Source organism: Streptomyces sp. NPDC051214, from assembly GCF_040682375.1.
Classification (GTDB): domain Bacteria; phylum Actinomycetota; class Actinomycetes; order Streptomycetales; family Streptomycetaceae; genus Streptomyces.
In genome coordinates, this window is the sequence record NZ_JBFBAT010000013.1 from 233,669 (window position 1) to 254,037 (window position 20,369).

The window sequence follows — 20,369 nt, forward strand, 5'->3', positions numbered from 1 at the left end:
CCGGCGTGACCACTCAAGACACGGAAGAGTTCGACCTGCCCCGGTCGCGTACGGCGAACGAGCGGCTGCACGCGCTGATCCCGGGCGGCGCGCACACCTACGCCAAGGGCGACGACCAGTACCCCGAGAACCTCGCCCCGGTCATCAGCCACGGCCAGGGCGCCCATGTGTGGGACGTCGACGGCAACCGCTACATCGAGTACGGCTCCGGTCTGCGGTCGGTCAGCCTCGGCCACGCCCACCCGCGTGTCGTCGAGGCGGTGCGGCGCGAACTCGACCGGGGCAGCAACTTCGTGCGGCCGTCCATCGTGGAACTCGATGCCGCCGAATGCTTCCTGGCCACCGTGCCGACCGCCGAGATGGTGAAGTTCGCGAAGAACGGCTCCGACGCCACCACCGCCGCGGTGCGCCTGGCCCGCGCCGTCACCGGGCGCCGGCGGGTGGCCATCTGCGGCGACCATCCGTTCTTCTCCGTCGACGACTGGTTCATCGGGACCACGCCGATGTCCGCCGGTATTCCGGCGGCTACCACCGAGCTCACCGTGGCGTTCCCTTATGGGGACCTGGCCGCCACGGAGGAACTGCTCACCCGGTACCAGGACGACGTCGCCTGCCTGATCCTCGAACCCGCGGGCCACGCCGAGCCGCCCCCCGGGTATCTGGAAGGCCTGCGCGCTCTCGCCGACCGGCACGGCTGCGTGCTGATCTTTGACGAGATGATCACCGGCTTCCGCTGGTCCGAGGCGGGCGCCCAGGGGCTGTACGGCGTCGTCCCCGACCTCTCCACGTTCGGCAAGGCGCTGGGCAACGGATTCGCCGTCTCCGCGCTTGCCGGGCGCCGCGCGCTGATGGAGCGGGGCGGGTTGCGTCACTCCGACGAGCGGGTGTTCCTGCTGTCCACCACGCACGGCGCGGAGACACATGCGTTGGCCGCCGCGATGGCCGTGCAGACCACCTATGCCGAGGAGGGCGTCACCGCCCAACTGCACGCCCTGGGCGGGCGGTTGGCCGCCGGGGTCCGCGAGGCCGCGGCGGGCATGGGCGTCGGTGACCATGTCGTCGTCCGGGGCCGGGCCAGCAACCTGGTGTTCGCCACCCTCGACGAGAACCGGCAGCCGTCGCAGCCCTACCGCACCCTGTTCCTGCGCCGCCTCCTCGCGGGCGGGGTGCTCGCCCCGTCGTTCGTGGTGAGCAGCGCGCTCAGCGACGCCGACATCGATCGCACCGTCGAGGTGGTGGCCCAGGCATGCGCCGTCTACCGCAAGGCACTTGACGCCGGTGACCCCACTGCCTGGCTCGCGGGGCGACCGGTCAAGCCCGTGTTCCGCCGCTTGGCGTGACGCGGGCCGTCGCGGCTTGACGTGATGTCAGCGGCGCTCGCGCCGCTCGGCGTCGGCCGACCGGTCGGCCAGCGAGTCGGCTGACCGGTCGATCAGCCATGCCGTGGGCGGAATCACCGCGAGGGCGGTGCACCAGCCGCCGAGGACGTCGGTCGCGTAGTGCGCGCTCAGCGCGACCTGCGCCCAGCCCATGGCGGCTCCGGCGACCACGGTCGCGGCGAGCATCAGCAGAGCTCCCGCAGTCCTGCCCAGGCCGAGCCTGCCGGTCGCGAGCAGCGCCACCACCAGGGCGAGCGCGGTGATGAAGGCGGTGTGCCCGCTCGGGTAGGACAGGTTGTCGGCGCCGTGGATGCTGCGCCCCACCAGAGGTTTGATCACTGTCGTCGTCACGACGGTCATGCCGACACCGCCCACCACGAGGACCGCTCCCCGAGGCAGCCGAAGCAGCAGGCATCCCGTCACGGCGGCGATCATCACCATGGCCGCGCCGATGGGCTCCGCCAGGAAATCGACGGCCAGCGCGAGGTACCGCCACGGCGGCCGCACACTGTCGGCCGTCGGCTCGACGAACCACCTGTCCACCCTGCCGGGCTCGCTGTGCCCTGCGTACAGAACCCCGAGCGCGACGACTGTGGCCGCGGCGAGCAACGCGGTGAGCCCGAGCCACACGCGCAGCGCGGGGACCGGCACCGCGGGCGTCGGCCGGCCGGTCACCCGCGCCTGCCGACGCGGAGTTCCGCTCTTTTGCCCAGGCGATCCAATGCGAGCCCCCCGTTGTCTCCGACTCCCCGTCCAGCGGCACCCTAACCAACAACCCGGCCGCTCCACAGCGACATTGGCCGCACCCGGAGTGTGAGGTGTCCAATACCTGGTTCGGGCAGAATCGATACCTGGATTACCCGGGCTCAGTACGTGGTTCGGGCTGGCTCGATCAGATGGCTTCGGGCATCACCTAATCGGGGCCTCGTCCAGAAGAATTGCGCTCCCTGTGCGTGCCGAGCACGGAGTGACCGGAGCGCACGGCATCACCCATCGGGTCAACCCTCATTATCGGCCAACTGGGCGCCGGTTGCCGGAACCTGACGTCTGTAAAGCCGACGGACTGTTTCCCCTGCGGGCGTGCCCGTGCGTCCTCGGAGAGAGGCGAACCGGATGGCGATCGACGTTTCGGGACCCGTACTGTCCGGCCAACTCCCGTACTCTGTAACAAAGTTAATGTTTTACAAGGAGTGTTCTCAGTCATTAGTGTGAGCGCTTGGTAAGAGATGACCGACCAGGATCACAAATGCAGGTTCGGACCTTTTGGCCCGTACCGCTTGATCCCAGACCGGCCGGTCAAAACGGGGAGAGTGTAAAGGTATGTTCGAGAACCTTCTCGAGGTGACTCAGCTCATAGTCCGACGCTGCTGAGGCCTTCTGAGCGCTGACGGGGAACCGCGCGCAGTCGCGACTTCTTTCCCTCCGGCATGCACCGTGTGCGCGCCGGCGCGCTTTCCGGGTGAGACGAAACACGCGCACCGAAGCGCCCTTCGTCGCGCCTTCTTTGATTCCAGCCCTCCCTGGCTGCTTTCGCACGACGGTCAGCGGCCGACGGCCGATTCCGGCTGCCATTTCGGCATGACCCTTTCGCGCCCGGCTTACGCGTAGGCCGGCGAAGCCTTTCCAATGACGCACCCCCATAGTTAACGGATTCCAGGTCAGAGAATGATGACGAAGCCCACGGGGCCCAAGGAATTGTCCCTGCCAGACATGCTGCGCGCGGCCATGGTCGCCCAGCCCGACAGGATCGCCGTCACCTGCGGCGCAAAGAGACTGACTTTTCGGCAACTCGGTGAGCAGAGCGCGAACATGGCGGAGCGCCTGCGGCACCTCGGCGCGTCGGCGGATGAACCGGTCGGCATCTTCATGCAGCCTTCCGTCGACCTCATGGTGAGCGTCTGGGGTGTCCTTGGCGCGGGTGCGGCCTATCTGCCGCTGTCGCCCGAGTATCCGGACGATCGCGTGCGCTACATGGTCACGGACTCACGGACCAAGGTGATCCTGACGGAAGAGTCCCTGGTCTCCCGGCTGGCCGCCATGACACCGCCGGGCACGAAGATCGTCACCCTCGCCCAGGCACGCTCCCACGCTGCGACGGTGACAGAGACATTGTGTGCGGAGCCGGTACGGGACGACGACCTCGCGTACGTCATCTACACCTCGGGGAGCACGGGAAACCCGAAGGGCATCGGGATCGAGCACCACAGCATCGTCCATCAGATGCGCTGGCTTGCCGACGAGCAGGGCCTTGACCGGACCAGGACGGTGCTGCAGAAGACACCGCTGAGTTTCGACGCGGCCCAGTGGGAGATCCTCGCCCCGGCCTGCGGCGCAGGTGTGGTGATGAGCGAACCGGGGGTGTACGCCGACCCCGGAGGCCTCGTCGACCTGATCCTGGCGAACGGGGTGACCACCCTCCAGGGGGTCCCCACCCTCTTGCAGGCCCTGGCCGACACCGGCCGGCTGTCCCAGTGCACCTCGCTCACCCGGGTGTTCAGCGGTGGCGAGGCGCTCACCAAGAACCTGGCCACCGAGCTGCTCGACGCGCTGCCCGGCTGCGAACTGGTCAACCTGTACGGCCCGAGCGAGTGCACCATCAACGCCTCGTCCCACCGCGTGGACCGGGATGCCGTACAGAACGGCCCGGACCACGTGTCCATCGGCCGGCCGGTGCGCGGCATGACCTTCCACATCCTCGACCCGGCCCGCCGGCCGGTCGCCGTCGGCGATTCCGGTGAACTGTACATAGCGGGGCGGCAGTTGGCTCGCGGCTACCTGAACAACCCCGAACTGACCGCCGAGCGGTTCGTCACCGCTTCGTTCACCGATCCATCCACCGGCGATTCCCGCCCCACCCGTCTCTACCGCACCGGGGACCTGGCCCGCCGGAACGACGACGGCACCGTACAGTTCCTCGGTCGCACCGACAGCCAGGTGAAGCTGCGCGGCTTCCGGGTCGAGCTGGACGAGATCAAGGTGTCCGTCGAGAAGCACGACTGGGTCAAGTCCGCCGTCGTCCTGGTGCGAGACGACGCGCGGACCGGCGCCAATCTCGTGGCCTTCGTGGAGCTCGACCCGGACCGGGCCGCGCTGATGGACCAGGGCAACCACGGCGCACATCACCAGTCCAAGCAGAGCAAGCTCCAGCTCAAGGCGCAGCTGGGCAACCTGGGTACCCGCCAGGACGAGGGCCTGCCTGTCGTCGAGCTGCCGGGACGGACGCCGACGGCCCGGCAGCGGCGTACGGTGTTCGCCCGCAAGACCTACCGGTTCTACGAGGGCGGCCCCGTCACCCGCGACGACCTCCTGGCCCTGCTCGCCCGCCCGGCGGACCGCCCGGCAGCGCCGCGCCGTCCGGACACCCTCACGCTGTCCGAACTCGGCTCGCTGCTGCGCCACTTCGGCCAGTTCCCCAGCGCCGAGCGGCTGCTGCCCAAGTACGGCTACGCCTCACCCGGTTCGCTGTACGCCACCCAGCTGTACCTGGAGCTGTCCGGCATCGCCGGTCTGGAGGCGGGCCACTACTACTACCACCCGGTGCACCACCGCCTCACGCTGATCGCTCCCGCTCCCGGTGGCAGGCCCCGGCTGCGCATCCACTTCGTGGGGCGCCGGTCGGCCATCGAGCCGGTCTACCAGAACAACATCCAGGAAGTCCTGCGGTTCGAATCAGGTCACATGGTGGGCCTCTTCGACCACGTGCTCCCGGCGTACGGGCTCCGCGTGAACGCCCGCGCGGACGAGCCCGGGCTCAAGGGTGTCCTGCGCTGCCCGGAGGAGGACCTCTACCTGGGCACGTACGAGGTGGAGACGGCCGCGGCCCCGGCCGTGCCGGACCCGGTCGAGCTGTATGTGCAGGCCCATCCCGGACGCGTCACCGATCTGGCCGAGGGCCAGTACCGGTATCGCGACGGGGACTTGGTGCCGGTGTCCGACGGTCTGATCCGCAAGCAGGACGTCATCGCCATCAACCAGGAGGTCTACGCACGGTCGAGCTTCGGGATCAGCCTGATCGGCAGCGCGCCCTCACCATGGCAGCGCTACGCCGACCTCGGCCGGGAGCTGCAACGCCTGCAGATGAACGACCTCGGTCTGGGTCTGATGTCCTCCGGCTACAGCTCGGAGACCGGCAACCCCCTCGCCTCCGCCCGGCGCATCGCGGACCTGCTGGGCTCACGACCGGACGGGGCCTCGCGCCCGGACACGGCTTCCTACTTCGCCGTCGGCGGCCGGATCAGTGCCGAGCAGCGGCTCAGCGAGGGCATGAAGGAGGACTCCGTCCACATGCGGGGGCCCGCCGAGATCATCAAGGACAACCTCGCCGAATCGCTGCCGCCGTACATGGTGCCCAACCGGGTCACCGTCCTTGACTCCTTCCCGCTCACCCCCAACGGCAAGATCGACCACCAGGCCCTGCGGGAGCAGGACAAGGCCGCCGTCGACGACGCCGACGCGCCGGTCGTACCGCCGCGCACGCCCACCGAGGAGGCGATCGCCGCGCTGTGGTGCGCGGTGCTGCACCAGGAGAGGGTCTCGATCCGGGACAACTTCTTCGCCGTCGGGGGTCATTCGCTGACCGCGGTCAACCTGGTCGGCCGGATCAACCGGGAACTGGGCAGCTCGCTGCCGCTCCAGGTCCTCTTCGACGCGCCGACCATCGCGGGCCTTGCCCGGCTGGTCGACCGCGCCCCGGACACGGCGCTCTCGCGCCTGGTGCGGCTGCGCGGCGCGGACGGCGGCCGGCCGGTCTTCTGCTGGCCCGGCCTCGGCGGCTACCCGATGAGTCTGCGGCTGCTGGCCGGCCGCCTTGCACTCGACCGGCCGTTCCTCGGCGTCCAGGCCCACGGCATCAACCCGGGCGAGAGCGCCTACCCGACGTTCGAGGAGATGGTCGCCAAGGACATCGAGCTGATCCGGCAGGCACAGCCGGCCGGCCCCTACACCCTGTGGGGCTACTCCTTCGGATCGCGGGTGGCCTTCGCGGTGGCCCGCGAGCTGGAGCGGGCCGGGGAGCGGGTCGACGAGGTGATCCTCCTGGCACCCGGCAAACCGCCCGTGGAAGCCCGCGCGGGAGCGCTCAGCGAGCCGACGGTCGGCTTCACCGACCCCGTCTTCGTCTCGATCCTCTACTCCGTGTTCGCCGCGAACCTCGAACCGGCGGCCGTCGCCCGATGCCTGGCGTCGACCCACGACGAGGAATCCTTCATCGCCTGCGTCTGCGACCGGTTCGAGCATCTGGACCGCGAACTGGTGCGCCGGATCGTCGACGTGGTGCGCACGACGTTCCTGTTCGAGTACGCCTCCCATGACGTGGCCGGGCACCGGCTCTCGGCGCCGGTCACGGTCCTGCGGGCCGCGGGCGACCAGGACTCCTTCATCGACCGCGACCCCGCACTGGCGAGCACGCATCCCAGGATCAGTCGGCTGCGGGCCGACCACTACGCACTGCTGCGTGCCGGCGGGGTGGACGAACTCGTCGCCGCCCTCCGGGCCGCTCGACTCTCCAGGAAGGTCATCCAAGTGCCCCACGTCAACATCAAGCATTTCCCGGACAACCTCGAGGAGGCCCAGATATCGGCCCTGGTGGACGCGATCACCCGCGCGGTCAGGACCGCCTTCGCGGTCGACGAGGACGTCGTCTCCATCGCCCTCGAACCCGTGGCCCAGGACGTGTGGAACGAGCGGGTCTACATCCCCGAGATCGTCGAGGACCCCGGCCATCTCGTCAAAAGTCCGAACTACTGAGGCGGGTAGACCAGATGCGCAGGACACTCACGCGGATGGGGCAGGACCTCGCCATGATCGTGGCCCGGGACCCGTCGATCCACACCCGTGCCGAGGCACTGCTGCACCCCGCCCTTCCGGCCCTGTGGGCCCACCGCGCGGCGCACGTCCTCTACATGCGCGGCCACCGTCAACTCGCGCGCGCCCTGGCCTACTTGGCGCGGGCGGTGACCGGCGGCATCGAGATCCACCCGGGTGCGCGCCTGGGCCGGCGCGTGTTCATCGACCACGGGGCCGCCGTCGTCATCGGGGAGACCGCCGAGATCGGTGACGACGTCACGATCTTCCACCAGGTCACCCTCGGCGCGGTCGGCTGGTGGCGGGACGAGCGGCGCGAGCCCGGCGCCCGGCGCCATCCGGTCGTCGGCGACCGGGTGGTGCTCGGCACCAACGCGATCGTCCTCGGCCCCGTCACCGTCGGCGCCGACGCGCTGATCGGCGCCGGTTCGCTGGTCCTGGGCGATGTACCGCCCCGGGCCCGCGTGACGGCTCCCGCGGCCGGAGTCGTCGTACCGCTGTCGGCCGCGGAGCGCGCGGCCTCGGAGCAGTTGCTGCGCACCCTGGCCACCGCCGGGTGCTGGTGACGACCGCTCCCCCACCCGTAGCTCGCCCATCACTCGCTGTTTCGACCGGCCGCGCGCCGGAATGCCAACGGAGGCACACATGATTCACGTCGGAGTCCTGGAGAGCAATCTCTCCGGTTCCGGCTTCGAGGGCCTGCAGATCATCAAGGAACTCGACTGCCGCGTCACCTTCTTCACCCGCGACCTGGACCGCTATCTCGAAGTCCCGGGCGGTCCGGCCTACTTCGACCGCTACGTCGACGACATCGTCCAGTGCGAGACGAACGTCTTCGAGGAGCTCTTGCCGCATGTCCACGAGGCAGCGGCCGAGCATCCCTTCGACGCCTTCCTCACCCTGGCCGAGTACGACGTGGTCGTGGCCGCCGAGGTGGCCGTCCACCTGGGGCTCCCCACCGTCAGCGTCGACGGCGTCGCCACCGCCCGCAACAAGGCGCTGATGCGCCGCCGCTGCGCCGACCTCGGCGTTCCCATACCGGAGTTCCGCACGGTGGGCACGCCCGCCGAGGCGGCGAAGGCCGCGGCGGAGGTCGGCCTTCCCTGTGTGGTGAAGCCGGCCGACGAGACGAGCAGCGCCGACGTCCGCCTCGTGGACAGCGCGGATCAGGCCGCCGAGCATGTCGCCCTGATCCAGTCCCGTGCGCAGAACACCCGCGGTCAGGCCCGGTATCACGAGCTGATGGTCGAGGAGTATCTGAGCGGCCCCGAGGTCAGCGTCGAGGTCCTTGCCGACGGCGACCGGTACGAGGTGTTCGGGGTGACCGACAAGTCGGTCGTGGGTATCGGCTACTTCGTCGAGCTGGCCCACACCTTCCCCTCGCGTCTGCCCGAGCCGCTCGTGCGTGCCTGCGGTGATCTGGCCGTGCAGGCGCTGCGCGCGGTCGGGTTCGACCTGGGCATGGCGCATGTCGAGGTCAAGCTGACCGCGTCGGGACCCAAGCTCATCGAGATCAACCCCAGGCCCGCCGGCGGAAAGATCACCTATCTGGTCGACCGGGCCCTGGGCATCAAGTCCCTGGAGCTGGTGGCCCGCCAGTACCTCGGCCAGCCGCTGCCGGCCCCGGTACTTCCCCTCCGGCCGGTGGGCGGCGCCGCCATCCGCTATCTGACCGCGCAACCGGGCCGGGTGGTGTCGGTGACCGGACAGCAGCGCGCCGCCGCGCTGCCCGGCGTCGAGGAAGTCGTCGTCAAGCCCACCCCGGGCTCCGTGGTGCGCGAGTTGCGCCGCAACGGCGATCGCGCCGGTCATGTGCTCGTGGTGGCCGAGAGCGCCGAGCTGGCGGCGCGCACCGCGGAGGCCGCCGCCCAGGAGATCGGCATCCGGACCGAGCCGGTCTCCCGGCGTCCGATAGCCAACTCCCTGTCCGACCTGATCGGCGGTACACCGCTGTTGCGGCTGCCGATGGAGCGGATCGTGGACGGCGCCCCGGCCGATGCCGAGGTGTTGGCGAAGCTGGAGCTGTTCAACCCCTGGTCGAGCAGCAAGGACCGGGCCGCCCTGTCGATGCTGCGCGGCGCCGAGGAACAGGGGCTGCTCGTCCCGGGCACCGGCACCGTGATCGAGGCGACCTCCGGCAACACCGGGATCTCGCTGGCCGCGCTGGCGGCAGTCAGCGGCTACCGCTGCGTGATCGTGCTGCCGGACAACGCGACCGGCGAACGCGTGGCCATGCTGCGCTCGCTCGGCGCCGAGGTGGTGCGCACCCCGCATACCGGCGGCTATCAGGCAGCGGTCGACAAGGCGGAGGAACTGCACCGGCAGACTCCTGGGTCGTGGTTCTGCCGCCAGCACGACAACCCGGACAACACGCGGGCCCACTACGAGACGACCGGACCTGAGATCTGGAACGACACCGACGGCCGGATCGACATGCTGGTCTGCGGCGTGGGAACCGGCGGTACGCTCAGTGGCGCGGGGCGTTATCTGCGCCAATGTCACCCCGCGGTGCGGATCGTGGCGGTGGAGCCGGCGGGCTCGCCGCTGCTGTCCGGCGGCAGGCCCGGCACGCACGGCATCCCGGGCTTCAACGGCGGCTTCATCGCGCCGACGACGCAACAGAGCCTCATCGACGAGGTGATCACGGTGTCCGACGCGGATGCCATGGACACCACCCGGCGGCTCGCACGGCACGCCGGTCTGCTGGCCGGTGTCTCGGGCGGCGCGGTCGTCCACGCCTCCGGCGTCCTGGCCGCCCGCCCGCACTACCGTGGCCGGCGCATCGTGACGCTCCTGCCCGACACCGGCGAGCGCTATCTGAGCCTGCTGGGCCGCGAGAGCGCGACGGCACCGGGCGGTGCACGATGACGGCGCCCCGGCCCGCCACGGGCCTGCCCCCCGACGACCGGCCGCGCCTGCTGATGGTGATGCCCTACCGCCAGTTCGTGCGCAAGGCGCAGGCCGCGGGGTTCTGGGTCGGCGCGATCTGGGATCCGCGGCTGCAGACGCCGGAGTATCTCGACGACGTGCACGCCCTGGCGGACTTGTTCGTGACGACCGATTTCCAGGACCCGGTGCTCCTTGGGCACACCATCCGCGAGGTGGCCCGGCAGCACCACGCCTCGGTGATCTACCACATCGGGCGGGAGGAGACGATGGTCACCGCCCACGAGGTGGCCGAGGACCTGCACGCCGAGGTGAACCCGGCCGCGGCGATTCGCTGCCTCGCCGACAAGCACGCGATGCGGGATCTGCTGGCACGGCACGAACTGTCCCCGGTGGCCTACGAGTTGGCCCCGACCCGGGATGACGTGCCGGCCGCCGTCGAGCGGATCGGCCGTCCGGCCGTCGTCAAGCCGGTCGCACTCGCCGGCAGCCGCGGTGTGTTCCTGTGGCAGGAGGCGCGGGACCAGGCGGCCTGGACGGAACTCGTCGACGCGTACGGCTACGAAGGTCCCTTCCTCGTCGAGGAGTATCTGCGCGGCCCCGAGTACAGCGTGGAGACGCTGAGCCAGGACGGCAGGCACCACGTCGTCGGCATCACCGAGAAGCTTCTGGGCGCGCCGCCACTGTTCGTGGAGGTGGGGCACGTCCATCCGGCACCGCTTCCCCCGGCCCGCGAGCAGGCCATCGAAGAACTGACCGTCCGCTTCCTCACCCTGTGCGGGTACCGCTTCGGCCCCGCGCACACCGAGGTGATCTGGACGCCGCAGGGCCCGCGCATCGTCGAGTCGCAGGCCCGCCTCGGCGGCGACCGGATCCCGAGGCTCGTCGAACTGGCCGGCGGCCTCGACATCGAGCAGGCGATCTTCGCGGGCCTCGCGGGCGCACCGGTCGACGTGCCGGAGCCGACGGCGACGGCAGCCGTGCGGTTCTTCACCTTCCCGCCCGGCCGCGTCGACGAGGTCCGTGGCCTGGAGCAGGTCCGCAGGCTGCCGTACGTCGATGAGTTGACCCTGCGGCTGCGCCCCGGCGACACCGTGGCGGAGGTCCGCGACTCCAAGGGGCGCCAGGGGCACGTCATCGTCTCCGGCGCCACTCCCGAGCAGGCCCGTACCCGGTGCGCGGACGTGCTCGCCGCCATCGAGCTCGTCATCGACGGAACGCCCGTACGAGCGGACGGCCGGGCCCAACAGCCGCCCGCACCCCTACATACCCGCATCAACGGCCAGGAGGCCGTCATGACCGACCAGAAGGTGGCCATGACCACCCCCGGCACCGACCCCCGGGTGGTGTTCGTCGGCTACAACGCGGCCTACTTACGCGCCATCGACGGGAGCGTGCCCGAGGGGTCCGTCGTGGTCCTCGAAGAACCCGACATCATCCGCAAACGGGAACTGAGCGACGCGGCGGCGCGCTTCGGCTGCCTCGACCGCATCATCCCGGCGAGCTACCAGCAGTCCTCCGGGGCCCTCGACCTGGCCGCCACGCTGGAGGCCGAGCGTCCGGTGTCCGCGGTCGTGCCCGGCCTGGAGTACGCGGTGCCCGCGGCGGCGGCCCTTGCCGAGAAGCTCGGCCTTCCGGGCGCGACTGAACAGGCCGCGCAAGCCCTGCGCGACAAGGTCCGGCTGCGCGAGGTCTGCGACGCCGGCGGCGTCCGCGGGCCGCGCTGGCGCGAGGTGCACGGCCCCGCGGACATCCTCGACTTCGCCGACGGCGGCCCGGTCGTGGTCAAGCCGGCCAACCGGCAGGCCAGCGTCGGCGTCCAGCTCCTCGACTCGGTCGACGCGACCAGCGCGGCGCGGGCGTGGGAGCGCACCTCGTCCGCCGCCGAGTACGAGCAGGTGCCCGACCGGAGCCTGACCTGGCGCTTCCTGGCCGAGGAACGCCTGCGCGGGCCCGAGTACAGCGTCGAGGCGCTGGTCCGGCAAGGCGAGATCATCTTTCACAACGTCACGGCCAAGACCGTGATCCCGGGCCCGTACCCGGTGGAACTCGGTCACCTGCTGCCCGCACCGCTCGAGCAGGACACACAGGCCGCGTTCGAGACGGCCATGCGTGCGCTCGTCACGGCGACCGGCTACCGCACCGGCATCCTGCACGCCGAGTGGATCCTGACCGGGTCCGGTCCGGCGCTGGTGGAATGCGCGGGACGCTGCCCCGGCGACTATCTGATCGACCTGAACGACCTGGCCTACGGCACACGGATCAGGCTGGCCCTCATCGACCTGCTGGCCGGCCGCACGGTCGTCCTCCCCCGCACCGCGCAACAGACCTCGGCGATCCGCTTCCTGGCCGCCGAGCCGGGCACCGTCACGGCGGTCGCCGGGACAGTGGCGGCACGGGTCCTGCCCGGTGTCCGGGAGGTGGAGGTCGACGTCGAGGCAGGCCAGGAAGTCCGGCCGTGGGCGTCCTCCTGGGACCGCGCCGGACACATCATCGCCACCGGTCCTGACGCGGAGACCGCGCAGCGACGCGTCCTCACCGCCGACGCCCTCGTCCGCATCACCACACAGTGAGGAAGCAGATGTCTGTCCTCTGGCAGCGCGTCCGCGGATGGCCGAGGTCCGTCCCCGGAGGCCCGGTCGGCCTGCGCCTGTCCGTGATGGCGATGATCGACGCCGTCGGCACCGGCGCCTTCCTGGCCGTCTCCGTACCGTTCATCACCCGGTCCGTCGGTCTGTCGGTGGGCGAACTCAGTCTCGGTCTGACCCTGTCCGCCGCGATCGCTCTGGCCACGGCGGTACCGATCGGCATCCTGGCCGACCGGATCGGCCCGAAGAAGGTTCTGGTCGGGGTGAGCCTGTGGCGCTGCGCCTGCTTCGTGCTCTACCCCTTCGTCCAGAACCTGTGGCAGTTCCTCGCGGTGGTGTGCCTGCTCGGCCTGGCCGACAAGGCGGCGGCGCCGATGGAACAGGCCCTGGTCGGACAGGTGACGGCGACCGACGACCGGGTCAGGGTGGTCGCGGTCCTGCGGTCCCTGCGCAACGTCGGCTTCACCGTCGGCGCCCTGCTCGGCGGTGTCGGCCTGCTAATCGACACCCGCGCCGGTTATGGAGCGATCCTGCTGCTCAACGCCGTCTCGTTCGCCGTACTCGCCTTCCTGGCCCACCGGTTGCCGCTGCTCGGCGGGCCGGCGAAGAGCCTGCGGCGGCGCTTCTCGGTCGACGCGCTGCGCGACAAACCGTTCCTGTCGTTCACCGGGATCAACGCGGTGCTCACCATGCACATGACCCTGCTGAGCATCGGCATCCCCCTGTGGATCGTCGAGCACACCGAGGCCCCTGCCGCGGTGATCTCGCCCCTGGTGGCCGTCAATACGGTGCTGGCCGTCGCCCTGCAGGTCCGCGCCAGCCGGGGCACCGAGACCATCGCCGGTTCGGCACGGGCGCTGGTGCGGGCCGGTCTGGCCCTCGCGGCGTGCTGCCTGCTGCTCGTCGCGGCACCGAAGCCGCCCGTCGTCGTGGCCGTCGGCGTGCTGCTGCTCGCCATGGTCGCGCTGACCGCGGGCGAGCTGTTCCAGTCCGCCGGGGGCTGGGGCGGGTCGTATCTGCTCGCGGCGCCCGGCCAGGAGGGCGTCTACCTGTCGGTCTTCTGGCTCGGCGTGGCCGTCCAGCAGATCGCCGCACCGCTCCTGATCGGCCTGGTCATCACCACCGGCACCACCGGGTGGGTCGTCCTGGCCGCACTGTTCGCCGCATGTGGCCTGGCGGCGCCGGTCATCGGCCGCTGGGCGCAGGCACAGGCGAACCGCCCGCCGCAACAGGACCCGGCCCTGGCCGAGGCCACGTGATCACCTCCGCGCACCGGTCCGGTGTGCGGCTCAACAAAGCGTCACCTCGAACATCACTTTGGAGGGAAAAGTGTCTGTTCCGCTGTACGTCCCCGCTGGTGAAGGCGAATACGTCGACATCCGGGACACGAAGAGGACGTATCTGAAGCTCACCACACCTGACTCCAACGGCGAGTTCGGCTTCTTCGAGCATCACATGGCTCCGGAGGCCAAGGGCGCGTCCCCGCATATCCACAAGCAGTCCACCGAGATGTTCTACGTGGTCAAGGGCGAGATCGAGTTCACCATCGGCGACCGCAAGGTGGTCGGTGAGCCGGGCGCGTTCGCCTACGTCCCCAAGGGCGAGCCGCACGGCTTCACCAACCGGGGCACCGAGGACGCCACCCTGCTGATCATGTTCTACCCGATCTACGACCGCGAGGACTACTTCCGCGGCCTTGGCCGCCTGACGGCCAACGGGCGCAACCCCAGCATGGAGGAACTGCGCGAACACATGGCGAAGTACGACCAGTTCATGGTCTGACGCCACGTGCCGCGACTCCGCGGAGCCCGATCCGCGCACGCATGGGACAAGCCGGGGCCCGGCAGCGCACCACGCTGCCGGGCCTTGGGACTGGCTGCCCCGCCCTCAGTCCTCCGCGCTCTTGCTCTTACGGAAGCGCCACTGCAACTCCCGCACCTCATCGGCAAGTTCCGGCACCGGGCCGGCCACCTCCAGGCCGGGTACGACGTCCTGGATGCTCAGCGGGCTCAGGGGCGAGGTGAGGGGCACGCCCCACTCGGCCTTCCATTCCCGGGCCTGCCGGGATGAGCTGGCGTACACGATGCGGCCAAGGCCGACCCACCCGTGCGCGGCCGCGCACATCGGGCAGTGCTCCCCCGAGGTGTAGACGGTCGCCGTGGCCCGCTCGTCGGGCGTCAGATGCGCCGCGGCCCAGCGGGCGAGCGCGATCTCCGGGTGCGCCGTCGGATCCTTGGTCGTGGACTCGCGGTTGCGGTCCTCGGCCCTGATCGTGCCGCCCGCGTCGACGAGCACGGACCCGAACGGCCAGTCACCGGCATCGAGCGCCTCCGCCGCCAGTTCGATGCAGCGACGCAGATAGGGCAGATCGGCCCGGGTGACCGTCGTGCCGGCCGACACGGCGTCGGCTCCGGAAAGGTGGTGGTCATGAGGTGCCACTGCTGCTCCCTCTCTGTCCGTCGGTGTTCTTGAATTCCGGCGTCTCGACGCAGCTGCCGGAGGGATTCCGCTACCGGTGGGATTCCGCTAGCGCCGGTGTGCGGCCACGGTGGCCAGCGCCTGCCAGGCCACCTCGGGCCGCAGGGTCTCGTCCGGATCGCCGTGGTACGGGTCGAGCAGAATGCTGTCGGCACCGGCCAGGCGCAGTTCCTCGACGTCCTCGAGGAACTGCTCCAGGGTGCCTTCCCCGGCGCGGCGATCGGGGTGGTCGACCGGTTGATCCGTGAGGTTGAGCCGAATCCGCGGCGCCAGACCCGGCACGGGCCGACCGAGCTGGGCGGAAATCCCCTTCAGGCGGGGCAGCGCCTCCCTGAACCAGGGCATCGTGAATCCCAGCGGATGCCAGGGAGCCCCGAAACGCACGGCCCGGCGCATGCCCGCGTCGCTGTTGCCGCCGATCCAGAGCGGAATCTGCCCGCACCGATAGTCGGCGTCGTTCTCCCACGCGGTGCGCAGCGTGCGCAGATGTTCGTCGGTCAGCGCGCCGCGCCGTTCGAAGGGCACACCGAGGGCCTCGAACTCCCCCCGGGCCCAGCCGACCCCCACCCCTAACACCAGGCGGCCACCGCTGAGTTGCTGCAGATTGGCGGCCATGCGGGCGACCAGCAGAGGGTGCCGGTAGGGGGTGATGAGGACGGTCGTGCCCAGCTTGATCTCGCTCGTGAGCCCGGCCATCCAGGCGAGCGTGGTGAACGGCTCGTAGAAAGGCGGGGGGTACTGCTCGGCCACGTCCGGCGTGATCGCCACGTGATCGGACATCATCAGCAGATCGAAGCCGAGGCCCTCCACGGTCTCGGCCCAACGAGCCAAGTGATCGGGATTCGCCCCGGGCCCGAAGTTGGGAACGTTCACGCCCATCCGCATGGGCGTCAGCCTAGCAATGAGCGCCGTTCAACGTGCCTGCTCTGCCTGCCCGTCGAGCCACGGCCATGTGCCCCTGTTTGACCTTGACACGGTGGCAAGGTCTTCACTGATCGGCGAGGAGGCGATCTCGATGACGGTCACGGGACAGGACACAAAGGCACTCGACACGGAGGCGCTACGAGCGCTGCGCGGGCTGGAGGACGGGCGTTCGTCGGTGCGCCTGCGAGCCGCTCTGGCGGTCGGCACGGCGCCGGACCCGCGCTTCGTCGCCACGCTCGTCGAGCGGTGCGCGATCGAGCCCGAATTCTTCGTCCGGGACATGCTGACCTGGGCGCTCACCCGCCATCCGGTCGCCCTGACGCTGCCCGAGCTGCTCCGCGAGCTCCGCTCGGAGCGGGCACAGGCCCGGAGCCAGGCGCTGCACACGCTGTCGAAGATCGGGGACCGGCGGGCGTGGCCGGCGATCACGGGGGCGCTCTTGTCCGACCCCGAGGTGGAGGTGGCGCGCAGCGCCTGGCGGGCCGCGGTCATCCTCGTACCGGAAGGCGAGGAGGCCGCGTTGGCCACGGTCCTCGCGACGCAACTCGGGCGCGGTGAGCGGGAGACGCAGCTGAGCCTCAGCCGGGCCCTGGTCGCGCTGGGGGAAGCGATCCAGCCGGCACTGCACGCCGCGGCGACGGCCGCGGACCCGCGCACGCGTACGCACGCACTGGCCACGACCCGGCTGCTGCGCGACCCGGACACGGGGTTCGAGTTCGCGATCGAGGAGGCGAAGCGTGTGGTGGCCCTCGGCGGGGGCGGCCCGGAGGGACAATGAAGCGTGTTGATCGGTGAGGTGGCGCGACGGTCCGGGGTCAGTGCCCGCATGCTGCGGCATTACGAGTCGCTCGGTCTGGTGCGGCCTTCCGGCCGTACCGGTTCCGGCTATCGGGAGTACTCCGGGCAGGACATCCGGCGGATCTTCCATGTCGAGAGCCTGCGGTCCCTTGGACTCTCGCTGCGGGAGATCGGGCGCGCTCTCGACGAGCCCGGCTTCACGCCATCGGCGCTCGTCGGGGACCTCGTCCTGCGGACACGCGAACGCATCGCGGCGGAGACCGAGCTGCTCACACGGCTGCGCCGGATCGATGCCGCGGACCCCGCCGACTGGGAGGACGTCCTTCAGGTCGTCGCGCTGCTCCAGGCACTGGGCTCGCAGAGCGCAAGCGCGCGCCAGCGTGCGGCTCTCGCCTCGGACGAGGAGGTTCCGGTGCCGGTGGAGGCCTTGGTCGAGGCGGCTCTCGGCGAGACGGATCCGAACGTCGCCGGGGCCCTTCGCTGGGCGCTGGCCCGATCGGGCGCGGACGGTGTGGCACTGCTGGCGGAGGGCCTTCACTCGCCGACGGCCGCGGTACGGGAACGTGCTGTTCGGTCCCTCGCCGAAATGCCCGGCGACGAGGCCGCCGCACTGCTGCGACAAGCCCTTGCGAGCCCTGACGAAGCGGTCCGCGGGCCTGCGGCTCTGGCGCTCGGCGCACGGGGTGCGGCCGCTGCGATCCCGACGCTCATCGACATGATCGTCGACGGCAGGAACGACACCGACGCGGCCGATGTGCTGAGCGTGCTGGCGAGCGACTCCGCGAGGGCGGATCAGATCGCGACCACGCTCGTCGACCGCCTCGCCGACGCCACCACGAGCGCGCCCGCACGCGGCCGGCTGACCCAGGCGATGGCGGGCATTCCGGGCACGACGACATCACGCGCCCTCGTCGAGCTCTCCCACGACGAGGACCGCGCCGTGGCGGTGACGGCGGCCTACCTTCTCCAGCTGCGCGAGGCGCGGTGAGAGATGGCCCGGAGGCCGCGTACGCAGAAGACGCCGGGCGACCGCACCTGATCTCGCTTGCTCTCACTTGCTCTCACTTGATCTCGCATCGTGGTCGCACCCTGGACCCGGATGCTGGTCAGTGTGTTTACATGCGCGTCATACATGAGTGTCACGCGCGCGGCAACGGCGCCGAGCGTCCCGACCGGATTGGACCGGAGTACGCCACCACTGCGCGGCGCACTCCGTACCGCTTTCCCGGTGTCAGCCGTGCCAGAAAGGGCTCCCTTGACCACGCGATCCGAGACGAAGACCACGCTCGCGCAGCTGCTCGGCGAGATCGAGCACCGCAACCCGGCCCAGCCGGAGTTCATCCAGGCCGTACACGAAGTCCTGGAAACGCTGGCGCCGGTCATCGCAGCCCGCCCCGAGTACGCCGAGCCCGGCCTGATCGAGCGGCTGTGCGAGCCGGAGCGGCAGATCCTGTTCCGGGTGCCGTGGCAGGACGACCGGGGGCGCGTCCACGTCAACCGTGGTTTCCGGGTGGAGTTCAACAGCGCGCTCGGCCCGTACAAGGGCGGCCTGCGCTTCCACCCGTCGGTGAACCTCGGCGTCATCAAGTTCCTTGGCTTCGAGCAGATCTTCAAGAACGCGCTGACCGGCCTCGGCATCGGCGGCGGCAAGGGCGGCAGCGACTTCCAGCCGCACGGCCGCAGCGACGCGGAAGTCATGCGCTTCTGCCAGTCGTTCATGACGGAGCTGCACCGGCACATCGGCGAGCACACGGACGTGCCCGCGGGTGACATCGGCGTCGGCGGCCGGGAGATCGGCTACCTGTTCGGCCAGTACCGGCGCATCACCAACCGCTGGGAGGCCGGCGTCCTGACCGGCAAGGGCCAGGGCTGGGGCGGCTCGCTCATCCGTCCGGAGGCCACCGGTTACGGCAACGTCCTCTTCGCGGCGGCGATGCTGCGCGAGCGCGGCGAGGACCTGGAGGGCCGTACGGCGGTCGTCTCCGGCTCCGGCAACGTCGCCATCTACACCATCGAGAAGCTGGCCGCCCTCGGCGCCAACGCCGTGACCTGCTCGGACTCGTCCGGGTACGTGGTCGACGAGAAGGGCATCGACCTCGACCTCCTCAAGCAGATCAAGGAGGTCGAGCGCGGCCGGGTCGACACCTACGCCGAACGCCGGGGCGCCTCGGCCCGCTTCGTCCCGGGCGGCCGGGTCTGGGAGGTCCCCGCCGACATCGCGCTGCCGTCCGCCACGCAGAACGAACTGGAGGCCGACGACGCGGCCGCCCTGATCCGCAACGGCGTCAAGGTGGTCTCGGAGGGCGCCAACATGCCGACGACCCCCGATGCGGTACGCCTGTTCCAGCAGGCCGGCGTCGCCTTCGGGCCCGGCAAGGCCGCCAACGCGGGCGGCGTCGCGGTCAGCGCCCTGGAGATGGCCCAGAACCACGCCCGTACGTCGTGGACGGCGGCAAGGGTCGAGGAAGAGCTGACGCACATCATGAACGACATCCACGCCACCTGCCACGAGACCGCCGAGCGCTACGACGCCCCCGGCAACTACGTGACAGGCGCCAACATCGCAGGCTTCGAGCGAGTCGCGGACGCGATGCTGGCCCAGGGCGTGATCTGAACGCGGTGCCTTGACGGCAGCGAGGAGCGGGGCGCCCGGGACGACTGGCCGGGGCGCCCGGCTCAGCCACCCTGAGACTGAAGTCTCCGCCGACAGTTGCTCAGGGCAGGTCACATGGGCGTCGTGGGCTTCCGCGCCGGGCCGGGCTCAGCCATGGCGGCGGTGAAGAACTGGAACGCCTCCAGTTCATAGCCCCTGTGCCCGGTCGCCCCCGCGTGCTTCAGACACCACAGTTGGGCATCTTCTCCTGCCTCCATGTCGACGCATCGTTCCGAGCAGGCGAGACATTTGCCGACGTGACGCACGGTCGCTTCCTGCTCGGCTCTCAGTGTCCACCCGGCAAAGCGGTAGATCCTGCGCGGGAGTCCGCCCGCGCTCATCCGAACGCCTCGGCCGGTAGCCACGGACCTTCTCCGCCGCCGGAATCGTCCTCCTCCTCATCGACAGTGCCGGGATCGTCGTCCGGCACGGGCAGCCGCGTGCCCCTGCTGTCCGCGATCCGCTTCGTGTCGCGCAGTGCCTGGCTCATACAGCCCAGCGCGAACCGGAGTTGATCAGGAGTGGCCTCCCCGTCGGTGAGCAGCTCGCCGACATGATCGAGCAGGTCACCCGCCATGCCAAGCTGCACCGCTTCGACGTTGTCCGCCACGCGGGTCACATAGCCGTACCCATCGCTGGACAGGTAGCACGGCTTGCCATCGGGGGCAGACCAAGGAAGCAGTCGCACGGCGCGCGTAGTGATCGTCACGCCCTCACCCCGCCCTCTGCCACAGGAACATCGCTCGAAGTCTGCCGACAGGTTGAGTCATGTCGTCAACCCCCTTCTGGGTTGCGGGCCACGCCCCCGGGCCCGTCCATTGCGGTCGCGGGGGAACTTGTGCAGCAAGACCCTTACGCCGA

The 20,369-nt window shown here is 70.3% G+C and carries 15 protein-coding genes and 1 pseudogene; 11 read left to right on the forward strand and 5 right to left on the reverse strand.

Annotated features, from left to right (window positions below):
* The first annotated feature begins 5 nt into the window (after positions 1-5).
* Positions 6-1,340, forward strand: a complete 1,335-nt coding sequence (locus tag AB0M70_RS31455; protein WP_365825222.1) for a glutamate-1-semialdehyde 2,1-aminomutase — start codon at positions 6-8, stop codon at positions 1,338-1,340.
* A 27-nt stretch (positions 1,341-1,367) separates the two neighbouring features.
* Here AB0M70_RS31455 and AB0M70_RS31460 read toward each other — a convergent pair whose 3' ends face one another.
* On the reverse strand, positions 1,368-2,054 hold the full coding sequence (locus tag AB0M70_RS31460; protein ID WP_365825224.1) for a phosphatase PAP2 family protein: 687 nt from the start codon (positions 2,052-2,054) through the stop codon (positions 1,368-1,370).
* A gap of 993 nt (positions 2,055-3,047) precedes the next feature.
* Here AB0M70_RS31460 and AB0M70_RS31465 point away from each other — a divergent pair.
* The 7 genes and pseudogenes from AB0M70_RS31465 (at position 3,048) to AB0M70_RS31495 (ending at position 14,437) form a co-directional block, all read left to right on the forward strand.
* Positions 3,048-7,124 (forward strand): amino acid adenylation domain-containing protein, encoded by a 4,077-nt coding sequence (locus AB0M70_RS31465; protein WP_365825226.1) that lies wholly within the window; start codon positions 3,048-3,050, stop codon positions 7,122-7,124.
* A gap of 14 nt (positions 7,125-7,138) precedes the next feature.
* On the forward strand, positions 7,139-7,747 hold the full coding sequence (gene epsC / locus AB0M70_RS31470) for a serine O-acetyltransferase EpsC (RefSeq protein WP_365825228.1): 609 nt from the start codon (positions 7,139-7,141) through the stop codon (positions 7,745-7,747).
* A gap of 79 nt (positions 7,748-7,826) precedes the next feature.
* Positions 7,827-9,062 (forward strand): annotated as a pseudogene (locus AB0M70_RS31475) (ATP-grasp domain-containing protein); the annotation flags it as partial.
* Positions 9,063-9,092: 30 nt separating this feature from the next.
* Complete coding sequence (locus AB0M70_RS31480) at positions 9,093-10,049, forward strand: cysteine synthase family protein (RefSeq protein ID WP_365825325.1); 957 nt, start codon at positions 9,093-9,095, stop codon at positions 10,047-10,049.
* Complete coding sequence (locus AB0M70_RS31485; protein ID WP_365825231.1) at positions 10,046-12,640, forward strand: ATP-grasp domain-containing protein; 2,595 nt, start codon at positions 10,046-10,048, stop codon at positions 12,638-12,640. Before AB0M70_RS31480 ends, AB0M70_RS31485 begins: the two co-directional genes overlap by 4 nt.
* An 8-nt stretch (positions 12,641-12,648) precedes the next feature.
* Positions 12,649-13,914: an MFS transporter gene (locus tag AB0M70_RS31490; protein ID WP_365825233.1), complete on the forward strand. Its 1,266-nt coding sequence runs from the start codon at positions 12,649-12,651 to the stop codon at positions 13,912-13,914.
* Between the two features lie 70 nt (positions 13,915-13,984).
* Positions 13,985-14,437 carry a cupin domain-containing protein gene (locus AB0M70_RS31495; protein ID WP_365825235.1) on the forward strand — a complete coding sequence of 151 codons (453 nt, stop codon included), beginning with the start codon at positions 13,985-13,987 and terminating at the stop codon, positions 14,435-14,437.
* Positions 14,438-14,542: 105 nt separating this feature from the next.
* On the opposite strand, the gene AB0M70_RS31500 is transcribed toward AB0M70_RS31495, so the two are convergent.
* Together AB0M70_RS31500 and AB0M70_RS31505 are read right to left on the reverse strand one after the other, a co-directional pair.
* Positions 14,543-15,055: a nucleoside deaminase gene (locus AB0M70_RS31500; protein WP_365825327.1), complete on the reverse strand. Its 513-nt coding sequence runs from the start codon at positions 15,053-15,055 to the stop codon at positions 14,543-14,545.
* A 126-nt stretch (positions 15,056-15,181) separates the two neighbouring features.
* Complete coding sequence (locus AB0M70_RS31505; RefSeq protein WP_365825237.1) at positions 15,182-16,018, reverse strand: LLM class flavin-dependent oxidoreductase; 837 nt, start codon at positions 16,016-16,018, stop codon at positions 15,182-15,184.
* A 130-nt stretch (positions 16,019-16,148) separates the two neighbouring features.
* Between AB0M70_RS31505 and AB0M70_RS31510 the strand changes: the two genes are divergently transcribed.
* The 3 genes from AB0M70_RS31510 to gdhA all read left to right on the forward strand — a co-directional run bounded on the left by AB0M70_RS31510 (position 16,149) and on the right by gdhA (position 19,469).
* A complete protein-coding gene (locus AB0M70_RS31510; RefSeq protein WP_365825330.1) occupies positions 16,149-16,835 on the forward strand; it encodes a HEAT repeat domain-containing protein in 687 nt (228 codons plus the stop codon).
* A 3-nt stretch (positions 16,836-16,838) separates the two neighbouring features.
* A complete protein-coding gene (locus tag AB0M70_RS31515; protein WP_365825240.1) occupies positions 16,839-17,843 on the forward strand; it encodes a MerR family transcriptional regulator in 1,005 nt (334 codons plus the stop codon).
* 267 nt (positions 17,844-18,110) lie between these two features.
* Positions 18,111-19,469 (forward strand): NADP-specific glutamate dehydrogenase, encoded by a 1,359-nt coding sequence (gdhA, locus tag AB0M70_RS31520; protein ID WP_365825242.1) that lies wholly within the window; start codon positions 18,111-18,113, stop codon positions 19,467-19,469.
* Positions 19,470-19,579: 110 nt separating this feature from the next.
* Here the strand turns inward: gdhA and AB0M70_RS31525 are convergent, their stop codons facing one another.
* Both AB0M70_RS31525 and AB0M70_RS31530 read right to left on the reverse strand, forming a co-directional pair.
* Positions 19,580-19,726 (reverse strand): hypothetical protein, encoded by a 147-nt coding sequence (locus AB0M70_RS31525; RefSeq protein ID WP_365825244.1) that lies wholly within the window; start codon positions 19,724-19,726, stop codon positions 19,580-19,582.
* Positions 19,727-19,845: 119 nt separating this feature from the next.
* Positions 19,846-20,217 (reverse strand): hypothetical protein, encoded by a 372-nt coding sequence (locus AB0M70_RS31530; protein WP_365825247.1) that lies wholly within the window; start codon positions 20,215-20,217, stop codon positions 19,846-19,848.
* Positions 20,218-20,369 lie beyond the last annotated feature (152 nt).

What these genes read in the sequence shown, in the direction of transcription:
- AB0M70_RS31465 (WP_365825226.1), top strand. Translation starts at nt 3,048, where the DNA reads ATGACGAAGCCCACGGGGCCCAAGGAATTGTCCCTGCCAGACATGCTG.
- epsC (WP_365825228.1), top strand. Translation starts at nt 7,139, where the DNA reads ATGCGCAGGACACTCACGCGGATGGGGCAGGACCTCGCCATGATCGTG.
- AB0M70_RS31485 (WP_365825231.1), top strand. Translation starts at nt 10,046, where the DNA reads ATGACGGCGCCCCGGCCCGCCACGGGCCTGCCCCCCGACGACCGGCCG.
- AB0M70_RS31490 (WP_365825233.1), top strand. Translation starts at nt 12,649, where the DNA reads ATGTCTGTCCTCTGGCAGCGCGTCCGCGGATGGCCGAGGTCCGTCCCC.
- AB0M70_RS31505 (WP_365825237.1), bottom strand. Translation starts at nt 16,018, where the DNA reads ATGCGGATGGGCGTGAACGTTCCCAACTTCGGGCCCGGGGCGAATCCC.
- AB0M70_RS31510 (WP_365825330.1), top strand. Translation starts at nt 16,149, where the DNA reads ATGACGGTCACGGGACAGGACACAAAGGCACTCGACACGGAGGCGCTA.
- AB0M70_RS31525 (WP_365825244.1), bottom strand. Translation starts at nt 19,726, where the DNA reads ATGGAGGCAGGAGAAGATGCCCAACTGTGGTGTCTGAAGCACGCGGGG.